Annotated in this window: 20 protein-coding genes; 15 read left to right on the forward strand and 5 right to left on the reverse strand. The window is 35.8% G+C overall.

Annotated features, from left to right (window positions below):
• Window positions 1–63 precede the first annotated feature (63 nt).
• The gene (locus U9K52_RS15260; RefSeq protein WP_263602176.1) at window positions 64–1,071 is read right to left on the reverse strand and encodes a DHH family phosphoesterase; all 1,008 of its coding nucleotides are present in this window, start codon (window positions 1,069–1,071) and stop codon (window positions 64–66) included.
• Window positions 1,072–1,307: 236 nt separating this feature from the next.
• Between U9K52_RS15260 and rpmH the strand changes: the two genes are divergently transcribed.
• Together rpmH and U9K52_RS15270 are read left to right on the forward strand one after the other, a co-directional pair.
• Complete coding sequence (gene rpmH, locus U9K52_RS15265) at window positions 1,308–1,466, forward strand: 50S ribosomal protein L34 (RefSeq protein WP_007843334.1); 159 nt, start codon at window positions 1,308–1,310, stop codon at window positions 1,464–1,466.
• Between the two features lie 153 nt (window positions 1,467–1,619).
• Complete coding sequence (locus tag U9K52_RS15270) at window positions 1,620–2,330, forward strand: cell division ATP-binding protein FtsE (RefSeq protein ID WP_089998417.1); 711 nt, start codon at window positions 1,620–1,622, stop codon at window positions 2,328–2,330.
• A 35-nt stretch (window positions 2,331–2,365) separates the two neighbouring features.
• On the opposite strand, the gene U9K52_RS15275 is transcribed toward U9K52_RS15270, so the two are convergent.
• Genes U9K52_RS15275 through U9K52_RS15285 form a run of 3 tightly spaced genes read right to left on the reverse strand, consistent with a single transcriptional unit; the run spans window position 2,366 to window position 5,104 of the window.
• On the reverse strand, window positions 2,366–3,064 hold the full coding sequence (locus U9K52_RS15275; protein WP_322927250.1) for a tRNA1(Val) (adenine(37)-N6)-methyltransferase: 699 nt from the start codon (window positions 3,062–3,064) through the stop codon (window positions 2,366–2,368).
• Window positions 3,064–4,518 carry a sensor histidine kinase gene (locus tag U9K52_RS15280; protein WP_263602174.1) on the reverse strand — a complete coding sequence of 485 codons (1,455 nt, stop codon included), beginning with the start codon at window positions 4,516–4,518 and terminating at the stop codon, window positions 3,064–3,066. The genes U9K52_RS15275 and U9K52_RS15280 overlap by 1 nt, the downstream gene beginning before the upstream one ends.
• Entirely contained in the window at window positions 4,490–5,104 is a 615-nt protein-coding gene (locus U9K52_RS15285) for a riboflavin synthase (protein WP_322927254.1), read from the reverse strand. The genes U9K52_RS15280 and U9K52_RS15285 overlap by 29 nt, the downstream gene beginning before the upstream one ends.
• Window positions 5,105–5,153: 49 nt before the next feature.
• Here U9K52_RS15285 and pdxA point away from each other — a divergent pair, with 49 nt between their 5' ends.
• The 13 genes from pdxA (at window position 5,154) to U9K52_RS15350 (ending at window position 17,251) form a co-directional block, all read left to right on the forward strand.
• A complete protein-coding gene (gene pdxA / locus U9K52_RS15290; protein ID WP_248388618.1) occupies window positions 5,154–6,245 on the forward strand; it encodes a 4-hydroxythreonine-4-phosphate dehydrogenase PdxA in 1,092 nt (363 codons plus the stop codon).
• A gap of 84 nt (window positions 6,246–6,329) precedes the next feature.
• Entirely contained in the window at window positions 6,330–6,851 is a 522-nt protein-coding gene (locus U9K52_RS15295; RefSeq protein WP_248388619.1) for a YceD family protein, read from the forward strand.
• A 59-nt stretch (window positions 6,852–6,910) separates the two neighbouring features.
• Window positions 6,911–7,114 (forward strand): 50S ribosomal protein L32, encoded by a 204-nt coding sequence (gene rpmF / locus U9K52_RS15300; protein ID WP_007843326.1) that lies wholly within the window; start codon window positions 6,911–6,913, stop codon window positions 7,112–7,114.
• 127 nt (window positions 7,115–7,241) lie between these two features.
• Complete coding sequence (accB, locus tag U9K52_RS15305; RefSeq protein WP_248388621.1) at window positions 7,242–7,727, forward strand: acetyl-CoA carboxylase biotin carboxyl carrier protein; 486 nt, start codon at window positions 7,242–7,244, stop codon at window positions 7,725–7,727.
• Window positions 7,728–7,831: 104 nt separating this feature from the next.
• A complete protein-coding gene (gene accC, locus U9K52_RS15310; RefSeq protein WP_066440746.1) occupies window positions 7,832–9,187 on the forward strand; it encodes an acetyl-CoA carboxylase biotin carboxylase subunit in 1,356 nt (451 codons plus the stop codon).
• 278 nt (window positions 9,188–9,465) lie between these two features.
• Window positions 9,466–10,713, forward strand: a complete 1,248-nt coding sequence (rocD, locus tag U9K52_RS15315; protein WP_322927256.1) for an ornithine--oxo-acid transaminase — start codon at window positions 9,466–9,468, stop codon at window positions 10,711–10,713.
• A gap of 2 nt (window positions 10,714–10,715) precedes the next feature.
• Window positions 10,716–11,498, forward strand: a complete 783-nt coding sequence (locus U9K52_RS15320) for a glycosyltransferase family 2 protein (protein WP_248388625.1) — start codon at window positions 10,716–10,718, stop codon at window positions 11,496–11,498.
• Window positions 11,495–12,262 carry a polysaccharide deacetylase family protein gene (locus tag U9K52_RS15325; RefSeq protein WP_322927257.1) on the forward strand — a complete coding sequence of 256 codons (768 nt, stop codon included), beginning with the start codon at window positions 11,495–11,497 and terminating at the stop codon, window positions 12,260–12,262. The genes U9K52_RS15320 and U9K52_RS15325 overlap by 4 nt, the downstream gene beginning before the upstream one ends.
• 19 nt (window positions 12,263–12,281) lie before the next feature.
• Window positions 12,282–13,049 (forward strand): glycosyltransferase family 2 protein, encoded by a 768-nt coding sequence (locus tag U9K52_RS15330; protein ID WP_322927258.1) that lies wholly within the window; start codon window positions 12,282–12,284, stop codon window positions 13,047–13,049.
• Window positions 13,050–14,039, forward strand: coding sequence for a hypothetical protein (locus tag U9K52_RS15335; protein ID WP_322927259.1), 990 nt, complete (start codon window positions 13,050–13,052; stop codon window positions 14,037–14,039).
• A gap of 2 nt (window positions 14,040–14,041) precedes the next feature.
• On the forward strand, window positions 14,042–15,232 hold the full coding sequence (locus tag U9K52_RS15340) for a glycosyltransferase (RefSeq protein WP_322927260.1): 1,191 nt from the start codon (window positions 14,042–14,044) through the stop codon (window positions 15,230–15,232).
• A gap of 1 nt (window position 15,233) precedes the next feature.
• Complete coding sequence (locus tag U9K52_RS15345) at window positions 15,234–16,274, forward strand: glycosyltransferase family 2 protein (protein ID WP_322927261.1); 1,041 nt, start codon at window positions 15,234–15,236, stop codon at window positions 16,272–16,274.
• A 26-nt stretch (window positions 16,275–16,300) separates the two neighbouring features.
• Window positions 16,301–17,251: a hypothetical protein gene (locus U9K52_RS15350; protein ID WP_322927262.1), complete on the forward strand. Its 951-nt coding sequence runs from the start codon at window positions 16,301–16,303 to the stop codon at window positions 17,249–17,251.
• Window positions 17,252–17,259: 8 nt separating this feature from the next.
• On the opposite strand, the gene U9K52_RS15355 is transcribed toward U9K52_RS15350, so the two are convergent.
• Window positions 17,260–19,323 (reverse strand): glycosyltransferase, encoded by a 2,064-nt coding sequence (locus U9K52_RS15355; protein WP_322927263.1) that lies wholly within the window; start codon window positions 19,321–19,323, stop codon window positions 17,260–17,262.
• Window positions 19,324–19,340 lie beyond the last annotated feature (17 nt).

Here is a 19,340-nt window from a genome sequence, read left to right on the forward strand (position 1 = left end):
TATTCAGATTCGAATAATCATTAAACAAAATTTCCTTAGATTAAATTTTAACCTAAATCTCAATTACAAACTTTTCTCAGCCTCAATTTTACTTTTGAACGTTTCAATGGTATCATGAAGAGATTCGTAAGATTTTCCTCCGGCAGCGTTGATATGGCCTCCTCCGTTGAAATATTTTCGGGAAAACTGATTAACATCCATATCATCCTTACTTCTGAAAGAAATCTTTATAAAATCTTCATATAAATCTTCCATGAAGAAAGCCGCCATTTTTACCCCCATGATACTTAGCCCGTAATTAACAAAACCTTCCGTATCGCCTTTCTGGAAGCCATACGTCTTTAATTCTTCCCTTGTTAAATTAAGAACGGCAACTTTTCCGTCTTTTACCACTTCTATTCGTCCTAAAATTAAAGCCAATAAATGAAGACGCGAAACGGTATTGGTATCCCAGGTATTTGATGTAATTAAAGCAGGATCTGCGCCATGCTCAATAAGATTTGCGATGATTCTGTGCGTTGTTGCGCTGGTAGAGCGGAAACGAAAACCTCCAGTATCCGTCATGATTCCCGTATATAGGCATTCAGCAATATCTTTGTTAACCAGATTTTCGTCATCAAGTGCTTCAATAAAATGATAAACCATCTGGCAGGTTGCAGGAATGACCGTATCCGAATAAACAAAATCAAATTTTTCAGGCTGCTGATGATGATCGATAAGAATTTTTTTTGCCCTGGAATTGGTAAGCCAGTCTCCCAGAATCCCAATTCTGGAAGGCGCATTGAAATCAAGACAAAAAATAACATCTGCTTCACTGATAAGATCAGATGCTACCTTCCTTTTATATTCCCCTATCAGAACTTTTTTGGCTTCCGGCATCCACTTCAGGAACTTAGGAAAATCGTTGGGAACAATTACTTCCGCGAAAATCCCTTTAGCTTTAAGATAATGTTTTAAACCCAGGCTGGAACCAATAGCATCTCCATCAGGATTATAATGGGTAAGAATTACGATTTTATTTTCCGGAGTGAGTAACGTATTGATTTCTAAAAGTTCCGCGGGTGTAAACATGAGATGTTTTTTATTTTTTTTCTTTAAATTTAAGTTTCCAAAGATAGAGCTTTTAAATAAATCATAAGGATTATTTTTTCTTCCACAAATTCGCACATGGCAAGGCTTCAAAATAATTCAATAAAAAATGAATGCAAAATTTTAAAAAAAAGATTGGTAAAGTTTGTAACTTTTAAAAAATTACATATCTTTGCAACCTGAAAATTAATAGATAATTACGATTTAAACATATAGTAATGAGTAAAAGAACATTCCAGCCATCAGAAAGAAAAAGAAGAAACAAACACGGTTTCAGAGAAAGAATGTCTACGCCAAATGGAAGAAGAGTTTTGGCTGCGAGAAGAGCTAAAGGCAGAAAGAGTTTAACTGTAAGTGCATCACGCGCTAAGAGATAATCTTTTTATTATCATATACAAATCATGCTTGAAAAGAAGTTTTTCAGGCATTTTTTGTTGTTAAAATTTCCTAAAATTTAGGTTTTTTACCCTTCTTTTTCCTATTTTTAAAATCTGAAAAAATTTTAGAAAAAGTATTTTTAAAACTGAATTATGCCACATACACATATTGCCGGAGACAACATCATCAGCCTGCAGCACGCCAAGATTGCACAGAAAAATTTCACAGTGCTTTCTGATGTGAATCTGAACATTAAGAAAGGACGTTTCTGCTATCTTATCGGAAAGACAGGCTCAGGAAAAAGTTCACTGCTGAAAACATTGTACGGGCATATTCCTTTAGCTTCAGGGCATGGAGCCGTAGTAGGCTTTGACCTGGCGAAGCTGAGAGCTTCCGATGTTCCGAATCTGAGAAGAAAACTGGGAATTGTTTTCCAGGATTTTCAGCTGCTTTCTGACAGAACGGTCGAAAAAAACCTGAAATTTGTACTGGAAGCAACAGGATGGAGCGACAAAGTAAAAATGGAAGACCGCATCAATGAGGTTTTGGGAAGTGTAAACATGAAGAGTAAAAAACACAAAATGCCTCATGAGCTTTCCGGTGGAGAACAGCAGCGTGTTGCCATTGCGAGAGCCCTTCTTAACCATCCTGATCTCATTCTTGCAGATGAGCCTACAGGAAACCTGGATCCCGAAACATCCAACGAAATCATGACGCTTTTAAAGCAAGTAGCTTTGGAAAACGGAGCTGCCGTGGTAATGGCAACCCATGATTATCACATGATTCAGAATTTCCCCGGAGAAGCGATTAGATGTGAAGATGGGAAAGTTTCCGTACTGGATACAGCGGAATTGTTTGAATAAAGATAATTTAGCGAATAAGTTATTATTTTCACTTTTTAACCTTCTTTAAAAACATGAAACTCTTGGGTGAGTTCAAGATATTGGTCCGAGTATTGTCTCGGACTTTTTTCTATAATAAACTCTGATTCTTCCAGTGATTTTTCCGTTAAAGAAAACTCGAGAATAATCCTTTTCACATTTGAATTTACAATACCTAAAATATTAATTTTACGCACTAAAAACAAATGATTTTCTTCAGCTATAGCCACAAAGTCGCGCCCCGCTTCAGCAGGGATAATGACTGAAAAAATTCCATTTTTTGAAAGAAGCGTTGAAGATTTTGAAATTAGCTGACGAAAGTTTAATTCTACAGTTTGTCTTGCGATTTTATCTTTTTCAGAATCTGATGCTTCAAAATAAGGCGGATTAGAAACAATTAAATCAAACCTTTCATGCGTTTCAAATTCTTTAAAATCTTGATGCACATTTTCCAATCTGGAAGAAAATGGTGAGTTTTCAAAATTAATTTTAGTAAGATCTGCCGCTTGTTTATTAATATCAATCCCAAAGAACTTGGATTCAGGATTCTTCTGGGCTAGCATTAAGGAAATCAGACCTGTTCCTGTTCCGATTTCGAGAACATTAAGCGCATGGTTACTATTTGCTAAAGCGCCAAGCAAAACACCGTCTGTTCCTACCCGGAAGACCTCTTTTGACTGCTGAATAACAAATTGTTTAAACGTAAATGATTTCACTATAAATTCGTAGGCAAAGTAATGGTGAACGTAGAACCTTTTCCTACTTCAGATTTTACGATAATTTCCCCTTTATAATCTTCAACCATTTTTCTGACCATTGACAAACCTAAGCCCATCCCGCTATTTTTAGAAGTAAAATTCGGTTCAAAGATTCTTTCGTAAATATTTTCGGGAATTCCGATTCCGTTATCCTGAACAGAAATCATGACTCTCCTCTGATGCTGTTCTACATCAACATTGATAATTAATTTTCTCTCATCGCTTTCTGCCTGCTTTGCATTGGTAACAAGATTGGTAATAATTCTGGACAGATAAATCCTGTCCATATTGATCATAATATTACTTTTATTGGAATGCATAAATATGCTGTCATCATTAAAAACCCGGAGAATATCTTCTACTTCATTATTCAGGTTGATGATTTCATTGTTTTTCTCCGGAAGTTTGGCAAATTCGGAAAACGCAGAGGCAACGGTAGCAATAAGATCAATCTGATCAACCATGGTCTTGCTCATTTGTTTTACCTTTTCCCTGATATTCGGATCTTCCGGGTCAAATTTTCTTTCAAAATTCTGAATGGTCAGTTTCATTGGCGTCAGTGGATTTTTCACTTCGTGCGCTACTTGTTTTGCCATTTCCCTCCAGGCTTCTTCAGATGCTTTAAAACGAAGTCTTTCTTTCTGATCCTGAATCTGAAGAATCATCCTGTTATAAGCTCTCGCCAAAGCATTTAGCTCATCGTTTTTATAATATCGGATCGGCCGCATTTCATTTTCAAACAGGGTGATCCTTGTAATCATATCTGAAAATTTGGTGATATTTTTAGCTAAATTGTTAGACATCACCCAGCTGAACCATACACTGAAAAGGATTAAAAAGACATCAACAAGAATAATGTATTTTACGTAGATATTAAGAACATCAAGATAAGCTGATTCATTGTGATACAGAGGAATATACACAATAGCGATCGGTTCAAGATCATTATTTTTCAACAAAAGATAAGATGAAGTAAGCACAGCATCTTTAGAGGCATCATATCCTTTGATATCCACCCTGGTTTTTGTTGAAAGAATCCTGTTAACAATATTGATCGGAATCTTTTTCTGTTCTACCAGGCTCTCTTCTTTATTTGAAAGTAAATAATTTCCCTTTAAGTCGTATAAAATAATGTCGTGCTGATTGATGTCTGCAATCTCGAAGATTTTGTTTTCGAGAAGGCTTGGAAGATCTTGTGTCTCCGTATGTTTCATGCTTACGGCATAATCCAGATACCGGATCACCGCTCCCGTTTTTTCCTGCATGTCAATTCTGCTTTTCGTAATTGAATTTTCCCTTAAAACGAAATAAGGGACCAGCGAAGAAGCAACTACACTTAAAAGACACACCAATAAGAATCCGAAAAAGACACGGTTCCTAAGGCTATATCCTTTGTACATACTCATTGACATTCTGTTTATTAATTAACCTAGCAATATACTTACCAATTATGTCGAATTCTAAATTAACTTTATCTCCTTTTCTTAAATACTGCATATTGGTAAATTCCCAGGTATAAGGAATAATAGCAACGGAAAATTGATGATCTTCACTTTTAGCAACGGTAAGACTGATTCCGTTTACCGTAATGGAACCCTGAGGAACCGTTACAAAACCGTCGTTATTATCATACGAAATGGTAATAAAATAACTTCCGTCTTTATTTTCAATATTTACCACTTCTCCGGTTTTATCAACGTGGCCTTGTACGATGTGACCGTCCAGACGTCCGTCCATTTTCATGCAGCGTTCAAGATTTACTACAGTGCCTTGCTCCCATTTCCCCAGATTTGTTTTTTCTAAGGTTTCATGGATTGCCGTTACCACATATTGATCTCCTTCGATCTTTACAACCGTAAGACAACAACCGTTATGCGCTAAGCTCTGATCGATTTTCAGTTCACTCGTAAAAGGACAGGTTAATGTAAAATCAATATTGCTTCCGTTTTCTTCTATCTTCTCAATTATCCCTACCGCTTCAATTATTCCTGTAAACATATTATTTTTTGCTAAATTTGTAGTTTATTAATCTTCAAAGATAATCAAAATGAGCCCAAAAAACCATAAAGTACGAGTAGGAATTTCAATAGGAGATTTCAATGGCATCGGTCCGGAAATCATCATGAAGTCCCTAGCAGACAAAACCATTACGGATTTTTTCACCCCTGTGATTTTTGGCTCGGGAAAATTATTCACTTTTCAGAAAAACATTTTCAAACTGAATCTGAATTTCAACTATATCAATGAAGCATCGCAGGCTCAGGCAGGAAAACTGAATATGGTGAATCTTGTGAAGGAAAACTCTGTGGTAGAACTAGGCACACCAACAGAAGAATCCACCAAAATGGCTATTGATTCTCTTGAGGCAGCAACTGAAGCCTTACTAAAAGGAGAGATTGATGTTCTGGTAACCGCACCGATCAACAAGGATGAAATGGTAAAAATGGGCTTTAAACATGCCGGACATACCGGATATTTTGAAGAGAAATTCAATAAGAAAGGCTTAATGTTCCTGGTAACGGAAGACTTAAAGGTAGCTGTACTGACACACCATATTCCAATTGCACAGGTGGCTGAAAATATTTCCAAGGAAAAAATTAAAAAACAGATCCGGGTTTTAAACCAGACTTTAATTGAAGATTTTAATATTTCAAAACCAAAAATTGCTGTTTTAGGCTTAAATCCACATGCTGGTGACGGCGGTGTGATTGGAAAAGAAGAAATTGAAATCATTGCTCCGGCTATCAAAGAGCTTTCAGATAATGGAGTTCTTGCATTTGGACCCTTCCCTGCCGACAGCTTTTTTCAACCGGAAAAATATAAAAGTTTTGACGCGGTTTTAGCGATGTATCACGATCAGGGTTTAGCTCCATTTAAAACCTTAGCTTACGAAGAAGGTGTAAATTATACTGCCGGGCTTCCTTTTATCAGAACATCACCGGACCATGGCACAGCCTACGATATTGCAGGAAAAAACATTGCGGATGAGCGTAGTTTTAGCGAAGCCATCTTTACTGCTATTAAAATTTTCAGGAACAGAAGCGAATACAATGATCTGATGAGTAACCGACTGCAGCCGAGAAAAATGGTTGTAGATAACGGAATAGATGAAGATTTACCTGATGAAACCGAAGCGTAAATCTTCAATTGGAATTTTAAGTTAATTTGTTTTAGAATTTATTTGTTATTATAAAAAAATTGCATATTTTTGCACACTCATTTTATGGACAAGTTAAGAAACTATGACGTAAGCTTTTCCGGACTAAAAACCGGCAAGCACGAGTTCAGGTTTGAGATAAATAAAGAGTTCTTTCAATTATTTGATACTGAACAGGAATTTACAAATCCCAGGATTTCAGTAGATGTTCTACTCGACAAACATTCTACGTTTCTGGAGTTTGAGATCAAAGTAAATGGTACGGTAGAGCTTGTTTGCGACATTACAAACGAGAATTTCGATCATCCTATTGAAAATGAGATCAAGGTATTGGTAAAATTCGGGGAAGAATATGATGACAGCGAGGAAGATGTTATTACAATTCCTTCCAGTGATCATGCGTTTAACGTGGCACAATTAATTTATGAAAACGTTGCGCTTTCCATTCCTATGAAAAAAATATCACCGAATGTAAGTGATGAAGATCTCGCAATCCTTGAGAAGTTCAGTCCCAAAGAAAGTGAAGAAGAAGAACATGAAAGCGACCCGAGATGGGACGCATTAAAAAATTTGAAGAATAAAAATTAAATAGTTTAATGATGAGATGATGAATCTCATCGCTCATCAATTAAAAAAGTTATTAGAAAATGGCACATCCAAAGAGAAGACAATCGTCTACAAGAAGAGATAAGAGAAGAACTCACTACAAAGCTGTAGTTCCTCAATTAGCTAAAGATGCAACAACAGGAGAGCTTCATTTATACCACAGAGCTCACTGGCATGAAGGAAAATTATACTACAGAGGTAAAGTAGTATTGGAAAAAGAAGTAGCAACTACTGAAGAAAACTAAGAGTCGCTTTCCTCCGGAAAACACTCGATTTAATACAAAAACCGCCCGATTTTTATAAAATTTGGCGGTTTTTTGTTGTTTTTTACTATTTTTTGGTATCTTTGGCTCAAAATCAAATATCAATTTTATGGACATTAAAGACATACAAAATCTTATTAAGTTTGTGTCTAAAGCAGAAGTTTCTGAAGTAAAATACAAAACCAAAGATTTCGAAATCACTATTAAAACTCCATTAGCGGGTAGCGAAGTTGCTTATGCTCAACCTGCAGTGTATCACACTGCTCCTCAACAGGTAGCTGCTGCACCTGCACCGGCTGCTACTCCTGCAGCTGCACCGGCCGAAAAAGCCGAAGCATCATCTGATGAAAGTAAATATGTGACTATCAAGTCTCCAATGATCGGAACTTTCTACAGAAAACCATCTCCGGATAAAGATGTATTTGTGAACGTTGGCGACGAAGTTTCTATTGGTAAAACGGTTTGTGTAATCGAAGCAATGAAATTATTCAACCAGATTGAATCTGAAGTAAGCGGAAAAATCGTTAAGATTTTGGTAGATGATTCTTCTCCTGTAGAATATGATCAACCTTTATTCTTAGTAGATCCATCATAATTTAGTTAGAAGTTAGAAGTTAGAAGATAGAAGTTAGATAACTAACTTTTAAGTTTCGTACTCATGTCTAATTTTCAAATTATCTAATTTTCAAATTAAAGAAGATGTTCAAAAAAATATTAATAGCCAATCGTGGCGAAATTGCAATGCGTATTTTACGTACTTGTAAAGAAATGGGGATTAAAACGGTAGCGGTTTATTCAACTGCAGACAAAGACAGTCTTCACGTAAGATTTGCAGACGAAGCGGTTTGTATCGGCCCCGCAATGAGCAAAGACTCATACCTTAAAATTCCTAATATTATTGCTGCTGCTGAAATTACCAATGCAGACGCCATTCACCCGGGTTACGGTTTCTTATCCGAAAACGCCAACTTCTCCAGAATCTGCCAGAAAAACGGTATTAAATTTATTGGTGCCACTCCTGAACAGATTGAGAAAATGGGAGATAAAGCAAATGCTAAGGCAACCATGAAAGCTGCCGGTGTACCATGTGTACCAGGTTCTGACGGCTTGATCGAATCTTATGAACATGCTGTAAAGATTGCTGAAGAAACAGGTTATCCTGTAATGATCAAAGCAACTGCCGGTGGTGGTGGAAAAGGAATGAGAGCGGTATGGAAAGCTGAAGATCTGAAAGACCACTGGGAATCTGCGATTCAGGAAGCTGTAGCAGCATTCGGAAACGGAGGCATGTACATGGAAAAGCTGATCGAAGAGCCCAGACATATTGAAATCCAGGTTGCTGGTGACCAATTTGGTAAAGCCTGTCATCTTTCTGAGAGAGACTGTTCTGTTCAGAGAAGAAACCAAAAACTTACTGAAGAAACACCTTCTCCTTTTATGACAGACGAACTTCGTGAGAAAATGGGTGAAGCTGCTGTAAAGGCTGCGGAATTCATCGGCTATGAAGGAGTGGGAACTATTGAATTCCTTGTGGACAAACACAGAAATTTCTATTTCATGGAAATGAACACAAGAATCCAGGTAGAACACCCGATCACTGAACAGGTTATTGATTATGACCTGATCAGAGAACAGATTCTTCTGGCTGCGGGAACTCCGATTTCAGGAATTAATTATTATCCCAAATTACATTCCATCGAATGCAGAATCAATGCGGAAGATCCTTATGCTGATTTCAGACCTTCTCCGGGGAAAATTACAGGATTAAATATTCCTGGCGGACACGGGGTAAGAGTAGACACGCATGTATATTCGGGATATACCATTCCTTCCAATTATGATTCCATGATCGCGAAACTGATCACTACAGCACAGACCCGTGAGGAAGCTATTGCCAAAATGAGAAGAGCTCTGGAAGAATTTTATATTGAAGGAGTGAAAACAACGATTCCTTTCCACAGACAGCTGATGGATAATGAAGATTATCTTTCAGGAAATTACACTACAAAATTCATGGAAGATTTTGTAATGGATAAAAAATACGACAATCATTAATCTGATTTGTATATAATTTGTAACCGCCTCATGAAGGCGGTTTTTTTTTAGCATTAAAAAACTTTGACAAAATTGACACCACAATCTTTTAAATTAACAAATATTAAAATTCATATTTTTAAAGATAGAATAACTGTAACGGATTATTTGCAGTAGCAATATTTTCTGATTCGGTTTTCTTAGAGGATTAAAAGTTCTTAAAATCCTTTCTTTTTCAGCATGAGATTTCTGTTTAGTCATCTCATTAATAATGTTTACATTTGCGCAAAATCAAATATATGTCAACAGCAGAAATTGTAAAAGATTCCCAATATTTTATCGACCTTGAAGACAAACACGGTGCTCACAACTACCACCCTCTTCCCGTGGTACTGGAAAAAGGAGAAGGTGTTTTTGTCTGGGATGTGGACGGTAAAAAGTATTATGATTTCTTATCCGCTTATTCTGCTGTCAATCAGGGACATTCTCATCCAAAAATTGTAGAAGCTTTAGTAGAACAGGCTAAAAAACTGGCTCTAACATCAAGAGCATTTTATAATTCCAGATTGGGAGAATACGAACAGAAGATTACTGATCTTTTTGGTTTTGATAAAGTATTACCCATGAACTCCGGGGCAGAAGCTGTGGAAACGGCAGTAAAATTAGCCAGAAAATGGAGTTATGAAATAAAAGGCATTGCTGAAAACGCTGCAAAAATTATTGTTTGCGAAAATAATTTCCACGGAAGAACCACTACCATTGTTTCTTTTTCAAATGATCCGGATGCCAATCAGAATTATGGTCCTTTTACGCCTGGCTTCATTAAAATTCCATATAATGATCTTTTTGCATTAGAAGAGGTTCTCAGCCGAGAATCAGATACGATTGCGGCATTTCTTGTAGAGCCTATTCAGGGGGAAGCGGGGGTTTATGTTCCGGATAGCGGTTTTCTGAAAGACGCCTCTGAATTGTGTAAAAAATACAATGTTCTCTTTATTGCAGATGAAGTTCAGACGGGAATTGCAAGAACAGGGAAATTAATTGCATGCCATCATGAAGATGTTCAGCCGGACATTCTTATTTTAGGCAAGGCTCTTTCCGGCGGAATGTACCCCGTTTCAGCGGTATTGGCTAATAATGAAATTATGAACGTCATCAAACCCGGCCAGCACGGTTCTACATTTGGCGGAAATCCTATTGCCTGTGCAGTAGCAGTCGCGGCACTGGACGTTGTACAGGAAGAAAAACTCTCCGAGAGAGCGGAAGAGCTTGGTAAATTATTCCGTTCTGAAATTGAAAAACTAATAGAAAAAACCGGTCTCATTACCAAAGTAAGAGGAAAAGGTCTTCTGAATGCTATTTTAATCAACGATACTCCGGAAAGTTCTACAGCCTGGAATATCTGTTTACAATTAAAAGAAAACGGATTACTCGCCAAGCCGACCCACGGAAATATCATCAGGCTTGCGCCACCTTTAGTCATTACTGAAGAACAACTTTTAGACTGTGTGAAAATCATTGAAAAAACCATCCTTTCATTTCAGTAGAAATGGCACTTACCCTTGCAGTCATTACTTACAATGAAGAAGATAATATTGTAAGATTGCTTAATGCCGTTAAAGATACAGTTGACGAAATTGTTATCGTAGACAGCTATTCAACGGACAGAACAAAAGAAATTTGTCTTCATGATTATCCGGATATCAAATTTCATGAAAGAAAATTTAGCGGATATGGGGAACAGAAAAATTATGCCCTCAGTCTTTGCTCTAAACCATGGGTCCTTTTTCTGGATGCAGATGAAGTTCCTGATGAAAAGATGCTCCAATCTATACGAAACATTGTCTCTTCCGGAAATACGGAATATTGTGTTTATAAGGCTAAATTTTTAAATTATATAAGCATTAATCTGATCAGATTCGGAGGCTGGGGAAATGTATGTAAGGAAAGATTATTCAAAAGAGATTGTGCAAAATATTCTGACGATAAAGTACATGAATTTCTGATTACCGCTAAAAAAGCGGGAATTTTAGAAGGAAAATTAAATCATTACACTTACAAAAGTATTCATCATCACATTTCTAAAATCAATATCTACTCTGATATGATGGCAGAAAAGATGTTTGAACGTGGTAAAAAGTATCAGAACTTTAAAATTATCGTCAGTCCTGTTTACGAATTTATAAAAGTTTATCTATTTAAATTTGGTTTTTTGGACGGCTTTGCAGGTTTCTATGTAGCCAAAACAATGTCATATTATACATTTTTAAAATACATAAAACTGCGCGAGAAAATCAGGCTCATTGAAATCAGAAAAAAATATGGCGAATGATGAAGATTCTGTATTTGATTTTTCCAGTACTTCTTTTTGTTGTATTTTATTTTCGGTTGTATCTTTTTCTTTTTCCTAAAAACCGCCTGATCATTCTGATGTATCACCAGATCGCGGAAGAAAGCACTGAAGATCTGATAGTAAGCCTGAAAAACCTTGAGAAACAATTTGAATATCTAAACAGGAAAAAATATACCTCAAAATTTTTCAGTGAGCTGAACATCCCTTCGCCAAAAAGCATCATTATTACTTTTGATGACGGTTACAAAAACAATGAAATATATCTTCCTTTTTTGTTAGAAAAATATAAGCTGAAAGCAACCATATTTATTCCTACAGAATTTATTCAGAAAGGGTATAAAAATAATGTGATGATGACTTTTGAAGAGATCCGCCAACTGAACAGGAAGTATTTTGATATAGCTCTTCACAGCCATTCTCATCAAAACTTCAGAAATATTTCTGCCGGTTTCATAGAAAACGATCTTGAAAAAAATATGCAGATTCTCGACGAAGAAAAAATAGAATATTCAAAAGTTCTGGCGTACCCGTACGGAAAATATCCTAAGAAAAATCCCGGAAAACAGGCTCTATTTTCAGTTTTGAAACATCTGAATATTCTTTATGCCGTAAGAATCGGTAACAAAATCAATTACTTCCCCACCCAGAAACCTTATGAATTGTGCAGAATAGACATAAAGGGAACAGACACACTGATACATTTCAAATTAAAACTTATCTTTGGAAGATTAAAAATGTTTTAGGAAAGATAAATTAATTGGAATGGTAGAACAGGTTATGATGAATGTAAGCGGTTTAATCATAACGTATAACGAAGAAAAAAACATTCAGGAAGTGCTGGAGTGCTTTGATTTCTGTGATGAAATTATTGTAGTAGATTCTTTCAGCACAGACAAAACGATAGAAATCGCACAGCAATTTTCTAAAGTAAAAATAATTCAAAATGCGTTTGAGGATTTTACAAAGCAAAGAAATATTGCTTTGGATGCCGCAAAAAATGATTGGGTATTGTTTCTGGACGGAGATGAGAGAATCACTGCGCCTTTAAAAAAAGAAATTTTGAAGGAATTAAAAAAACCGGTGCAGAAGGATGCCTATTATTTTTACAGAAAATTCTATTTTGCAGGCAAACCCATCCATTATTCAGGAACACAAACCGATAAGAATTTCAGGCTTTTCAGAAAGTCAAAAGCCCGATATATCAGCGGAAAAAAAGTTCATGAAACACTGCACGTTAACGGAACGACAGGAACAATGAAGAATAAACTTCTCCACTTTTCCGTTAGTGATTATGAATCCTATAAATCAAAAATGATTCATTACGGAATTCTGAAAGGACAGGAACTGGCAGCAAAGGGAAGAAAATACAGTCTCGCAGCACAGTATTCAAAAACAGCTTTTAAATTTTTTAAGGCATACATTTTGCGTTTAGGTATTCTTGACGGAAAAGAAGGCTACCAGCTTTCCTATCTACAGTCCTTAAGTGTTTTTGAAACTTATGAATCATTAAAAAAGGAGCAAACTGACTGAATGAAAATCTGTGTAATTAGTTTCGATTTCTGGGGATATGACCACTATATAGTTGATGCTTTACGTTCTAAAAATATAGATGCCCATCACATTAAAATTGCCGATGTAACCCATTCTAATTTTAGTGAGCGGGCGAAGAATGCCGTAAGCAAAATTTTTCTCAACAAAAATCTGAAAACGGAAAAAAGACAACGGTTTGTCACCGATTCTCTTCAGCAGCTGGGGCATCAGGACCAGATCCTTGTAATGAATCCGGATACTTTTGATCTGTCTACTCTTCAGGAAATCAGAAAATATACCAGCCGCCTTATTACCTATCTTTATGACAGCCTGGACCGCGTAGTCGTTGATAAGGAAAAACTGGATCTTTTCGATAAAATTTTTTCATTTGATATTGCCGATGTGGAAAAATATGGCTTTGAAAAACTCACCAATTATATATACCTTCCATTTTGTCCCTGTGAAAACCAGCATCCTGAGATGGATCTTTTTTACATCACTTCTTACGATAATAAAAGAGTAGAATTCATTAAACAGCTCACCAAAAGGCTGTTTCAGCTGCGATCTAAATTTCAGATTATTGTTATCGGGAAAAAGGGCTGGAAACATCAGCTGAAAAACGCATTCATTAAAATACCGGAAAATCTGCACATCCTATTCAGCATTAAAAAAATAAGTCATAAAAAACTTCCCGAATATTATAAAAATTCGCGAGCTTTGCTTGATCTTACCCGTGAAAATCAATATGGACTGAGTTTCAGGGTGTTTGAAGCATTGGCTTTAGAAAAGAAAATCATTACGGATAATGAACTGATCAAAAGGTATGATTTTTATAACCCTCAGAATATTCTGGTTTTAAACGAAACATGCAGTAATCTGGAAAAATCTTTTTTTGAGACACCTTACGAAAAAGTTCCGGAAGAAATTTATTACAGCTACACCCTGGAACATTGGACGGATAAAGTGTTCGGGCTCAACAAAAAAACTTAATCATGGGAATTATAAAGAGAATTAAAAAACACTTTAAAAGAAAAGAAAAACTCAAAATTCTAAATACACAGGAGATTATTAACATAACCTCTTTTGACCCCTCAAAAAAAACCATTTTATTTGCATCCAGAGATATTCCTTCCCATGATAAGGATTCCGGATCCAACAGGCTCAAAGAAATTATCCTGATTTATAAAAAGCTCGGTTTCAATTGTATTCTTTTCTCACCTCACATTTTTGAAGACGATCCTTATGTTAAATTTTATAAGGAGCATGGTGTGATTGTATTCACGGAAAACAACAAGTACAAAAGCCTCTATGAATTTCTTAATGACTTTAAAAAAGTAGACTTTGTATGGTTCAACGGGCCATTGGCACTGAATCTGTTTTACCGGAAAATAAAAAATATCCTGCCTGCTGCAAAATTCATCTATGATATGGTGGATATTCATTTTTTACGATATAAGAGAGCGATCGAGATTGAACCGAACCGTATTTCATTAAAGAAAAATTACAAGCACTTTTATCGTCTGGAAACGGTTGTTGCGCCGCAGCTGGATTACATAATTGCTATTTCCGATAAAGAAAAAGAGATCATGCGAAAGTATGCTGATGAAAGAAAAATCCTTACCATTTCCAATATACATTATCCTAAAATTGATATTTCGGAAAGGAATAATTTTGCGTCAAGCAGAGGGATTGTATTCATCGGTTCGATTCACGAACCCAATATTGATTCGGTAAAATTTTTATATGAAAAAATAATGCCACTGGTCTGGAAAGAAAATCCGGAGCTTGAAGTAAACGTTATCGGAAATGTGGCAGATAAGCTTGATCTGAAGCTATACCCGAAATTCAAATTCTTAGGATTTGTGGAAAGTATTGAGCAGCATTTCATGACATCTAAATTGATGGTAGCACCACTAAGATTCGGGGCAGGTGTTAAGGGCAAAATAGGCCAGGCCTTTGAATATTTTTTACCTGTTGTAACTACTGATATCGGTGCTGAAGGCATGCAGCTGGTCAACAAAAAAAATGTTCTGATAGCCAATGATGAAAAATCATTTGCAGAAGCCATCATCCAACTGAATAATGATGAAACCCTGTGGAATACCCTTAGTGAAAACTCGGTGGACAGCCTTCGTCCTTTTTCAACCGAAGCGGTAAACGAAACCCTGAAAAAAATTATTTAACATGAACCTTTCAGTAAGCATTATTGTTCCTTGTTACAATGCCTCGCATTACATGCATGAAGTGCTTTTAAGCATTAAGAATCAGACTTATAAAAACATTCAGTGCATTCTGATCAATGACGGAAGCACGGACAATACGCTGGAAATTATTAAAAATTTTCCTGATGAAAGATTTGAAATATATGACCAGCAGAATAAAGGGCTTTCTGATACAAGGAATTTCGGGCTGGAAAAAGCTAAAGGAGATTTTATTTTTTTCTGTGACAGTGACGATCTCCTTCCTCCAAAAGCTATTGAAACCCTCGTTTCGGTTTATACCGGTAAAGAAGATATTATTGTTGGAAAAACAGCAACCTATTCATGGGACAGAAAAGAAAACATCTCATCGTTGCCCCATCCATCCGAAAAGCAATTGATTGCCAATGAGCACTCTGAAGTTCTTATCAAAAATATGACCGAAGGTTTAAGCCCTATCGCACAGAACAAGCTATACAGAAAATCATTTATCCGGGAAAATCATCTGAAGTTTTTGAGCGGGATCTATCATGAAGATGAATTGTGGTTTTTCGAAACCATGTTCAGGGCAAAAAACATAACATTCATTCCTGAAATCACTTATCTGTATACCGTTGACAATGCGCAGTCGATCACCAAAAAGAAAAGCGATAAAAACCTCCTGGGCTATCTGAGTGTTATTAAGACCATTTATAATAATTACTATATTAAATATCCGAATAATAATATCAGTGCCTATTATATTGCTTATCTGAAAAAAATAATTATCGGAAACTTTAAAAATGATTCCAACTATTCCGATGCTGCAGTGCGGGAAATGGAAAAGACATTTAAGGAAGTAAATCCCGAGTTCAATGATGCAATTAACCTGAAAAACATTGAGAAAGTTTACTTTAAATATCTGAATACAATCAGTTTAAAAGATCCTGACACGATAAAAAAAGAATATTTCAACAGTCCGGTCAACAGCCTTAGAAAACATTTCAGAATCATCATGTTCCGTCTTTTCAATTCAAATTTAAAATGATAAAAAAGGAAAAATTTCTTTTGATAATGCCTGATTATTCAGATTTTCCACAGCTTTTTGTTGATAATCTTAAAAAAGCAGGCTTTGAACCTTTTCTTATTACAGATAAGGTTTCGGAATTTAAATACAGAGGACTCGAAAGTATTAAAAACTTTTTTATCAAAAATATTTTCAGGAATAAGAGCTATAAGCAAAACCTCATCAATCGTCATTTTAAGGAAGAACTGGGTCACCAGCTTTCCGCAATAGAAGGAAAACTGGATTATATTCTGGTGATACGTCCTGATAATTTTCCGGTTTCATTCATAAAAAAACTGAAAGAAAGAACGTCGAAACTGATCGCCTACCAGTGGGACGGGATTGAAAAGTTTCCTGAGGTTAAAAAATATTTCAATTTATTTGATACTTTCTTCTGTTTTGAAGAAGTAAGAAACCAGCACAATATCAAGCAGATCACTAATTTTTACTTTGATCATCTTCCTCCGTTTTACAAACCATACAATACTGAAAATCCCAATCTTTATTTCGTTGGACTGTATTGGAAAAGCAGGGAAGAAAAAATCGACAGATTTATTAATGAGGTTTCCGGTTCTAACGTACATCTTTCAATATTCATTCAGTATTTTAAAGAACCTGAACGTAAAAACAGCAAAATCACCTACATTAAAGACAGGATCACTTTTGAGAAAAACCTGGAGCATGTAAAAAATTCAGACATTCTCCTGGATTTTGTTGATCCTTTACATAACGGGCTTTCCATAAGGTTTTTCGAAGGGCTTTATTATCAAAAAAAGGTAATTACCGATAATGTTATGGTAAAAAACTACGACTTTTATCATCCTGATAATATCTTTATCGTTGAAAACGACAATTATAAAAACATTGAGCTGTTTTTGAAAAAACCTTATCATAAACTCCCTGAGGAAATTGTGGAAAAGTATGGCTTTAGCAATTGGATCAGGGAAATTATAAAATAATCACAGCTTTATTTGAATCCTAAATATTCGAACATACTTTTAATATTTTGATCCTGCTGTTTTACAGAAAATTTTTCGAGAGGCTGGGTGCTGTTTTGGTGAAGCGCATTCCAGAGTTTTTCATTGTGGTAAAGTTCCAGGATTTTATCTGCAAAATGTTCTGCATTATTTCCCGATACCAAAGCGGTCACTCCATCCACAAGACCCATTCCTTCTGCACCGATCTCCGTTGTTACTACGGGCAGGGAAAATTCCAGAGCCTGGCCTATTTTACCTTTAACACCGGCTCCGTACCTCAGCGGTGCTACAAAAATTCTTGAGTTTTCAAACCAGTAATCAACACTTTTCTGATATCCCAGAATACAGAAGCGGTCTGAATTATATTGTTGTTTTATTTCCTCAGGAAAATCCGGTCCGAGTATATTAATTTTAATTGAAGCATCTTTAGCCCAAACTAAAGGCATTATGTTTTCATATAAGAATTTTACGGCATCCATATTAGGCATATGGTAAAAACCGCCTATAAATAAAAGGCCTTCTCTTTGAGAATATGCTACTTCCTGAGTCTTCACCGGCTCATGAATATTACTTACAGTAAATATTTTCTCATTCTGAATACCCTGGCCGGAAACAATTCTCTTTTCCTCATCACTGATGGAAACGACAACATCTGCTGTCTTCATGGCAGCATATTCAGTTTCCCGAAAGAATTTCATTTCTTTTTTACGGTCTTTTGTGATGGCGATATATTCATTTTCCCTCTCCATTCTCAGATAATGAAGGTCTACCATATCATAAATTATTTTCTGTCCGGCAAGTTTTTCCTGAATCATTTTATACCAAAAGTCAAAACCCGTCGGTCTGAAGATCCATACAATATCTACAAATTGAAGCGCTTCCTGCACCTGATCTTTAACTTTTATTATCTTATCCTGTGCATTGACAAAATCTTTACAGACTTCAACACCGATGCCTCTGAAAAAATTCACATATACATCATCTTCGTCGTTAAGCTGTTTTACCGCTAAAATTATTCTGTGTTGATTTTTCTGAAGAATTTTTATGATTTCCAAAAATCTCCTGGAACCGGAATCTTTATCCGGCTTCGGAATAAGTTCTTCAAGAATCAGAACGTTTGGCTTTTTATAAAAAGCATTGAGATTATTGGTATTTCCTTTATCAAGAAATCTTGTATTGGTAAAATATTGATTCCATCTGCTCATAAAGATTTCCCTGTTCTTCTGAAGCAGCAGTTCTTTACCATTGTCTTTGCCTGTGTAAGATATATTTTCAAAATGAATAATTTCGGAACCCGGCTGATAATAAATATCCAGACCCTGCTCATACTTCAAACGCTGGCAAAGATCGGTTTCTTCATAATAAGCAGGCAGAAAAGCCTCATCCAGAAGATTAAGATTTCCGCTACCGTCTACTCTTTTAAACAATAAACTGCATCCGGAACAATAATCTACCTTTCTTAAAAAATTATATTTTGGAGTATCAATCGCCTCACATCTTCCCAGGTTTACAATTTCTGTATTTTCAAAAATAAGACAGCCTGCTTCCTGCAGCGTATTATCCGCGAAAATCATTTTAGAACCTACGGCTCCAACGTTATCTTTATTACTGAAAACATTCAGAAGGCTGGACAAATAATTTTCCTGAACTTCAACGTCGTTGTTCAGCAGGTAGACATATTCTCCTTTTGCCGCATGAATGCCCTTATTAACATTTCTGAGGAAACCAAGGTTTTCCGGGTTATCAATAACGGTTATTCCGTTAATCTTTTTTAAATATTCTAAAGTATGATCTGTACTTTTATCATTGATGATGATAATTTCCTTTTGAATATCACGGTCAAACTGATCGATGGTGTAAAGGCAGTTTAAGGTGTATCTTATCTGGTTGTAAACGGGGATAATAATGGAAACTTCAGGATTTTCGCATTTGGTAAAATTAAAAACATAGTTCTCAAAAAAATCTAAATCATAATGATTAATCTTAAGTTTTCTCTTATGCTTAATAAAATTACGATCCTTGATTTTATTTTTAAAAAATCTTTTAATTCCCATTTTTAATTTATTATTTT

The organism is Chryseobacterium sp. MHB01 (assembly GCF_034651565.1).
GTDB lineage: Bacteria > Bacteroidota > Bacteroidia > Flavobacteriales > Weeksellaceae > Chryseobacterium > Chryseobacterium nepalense.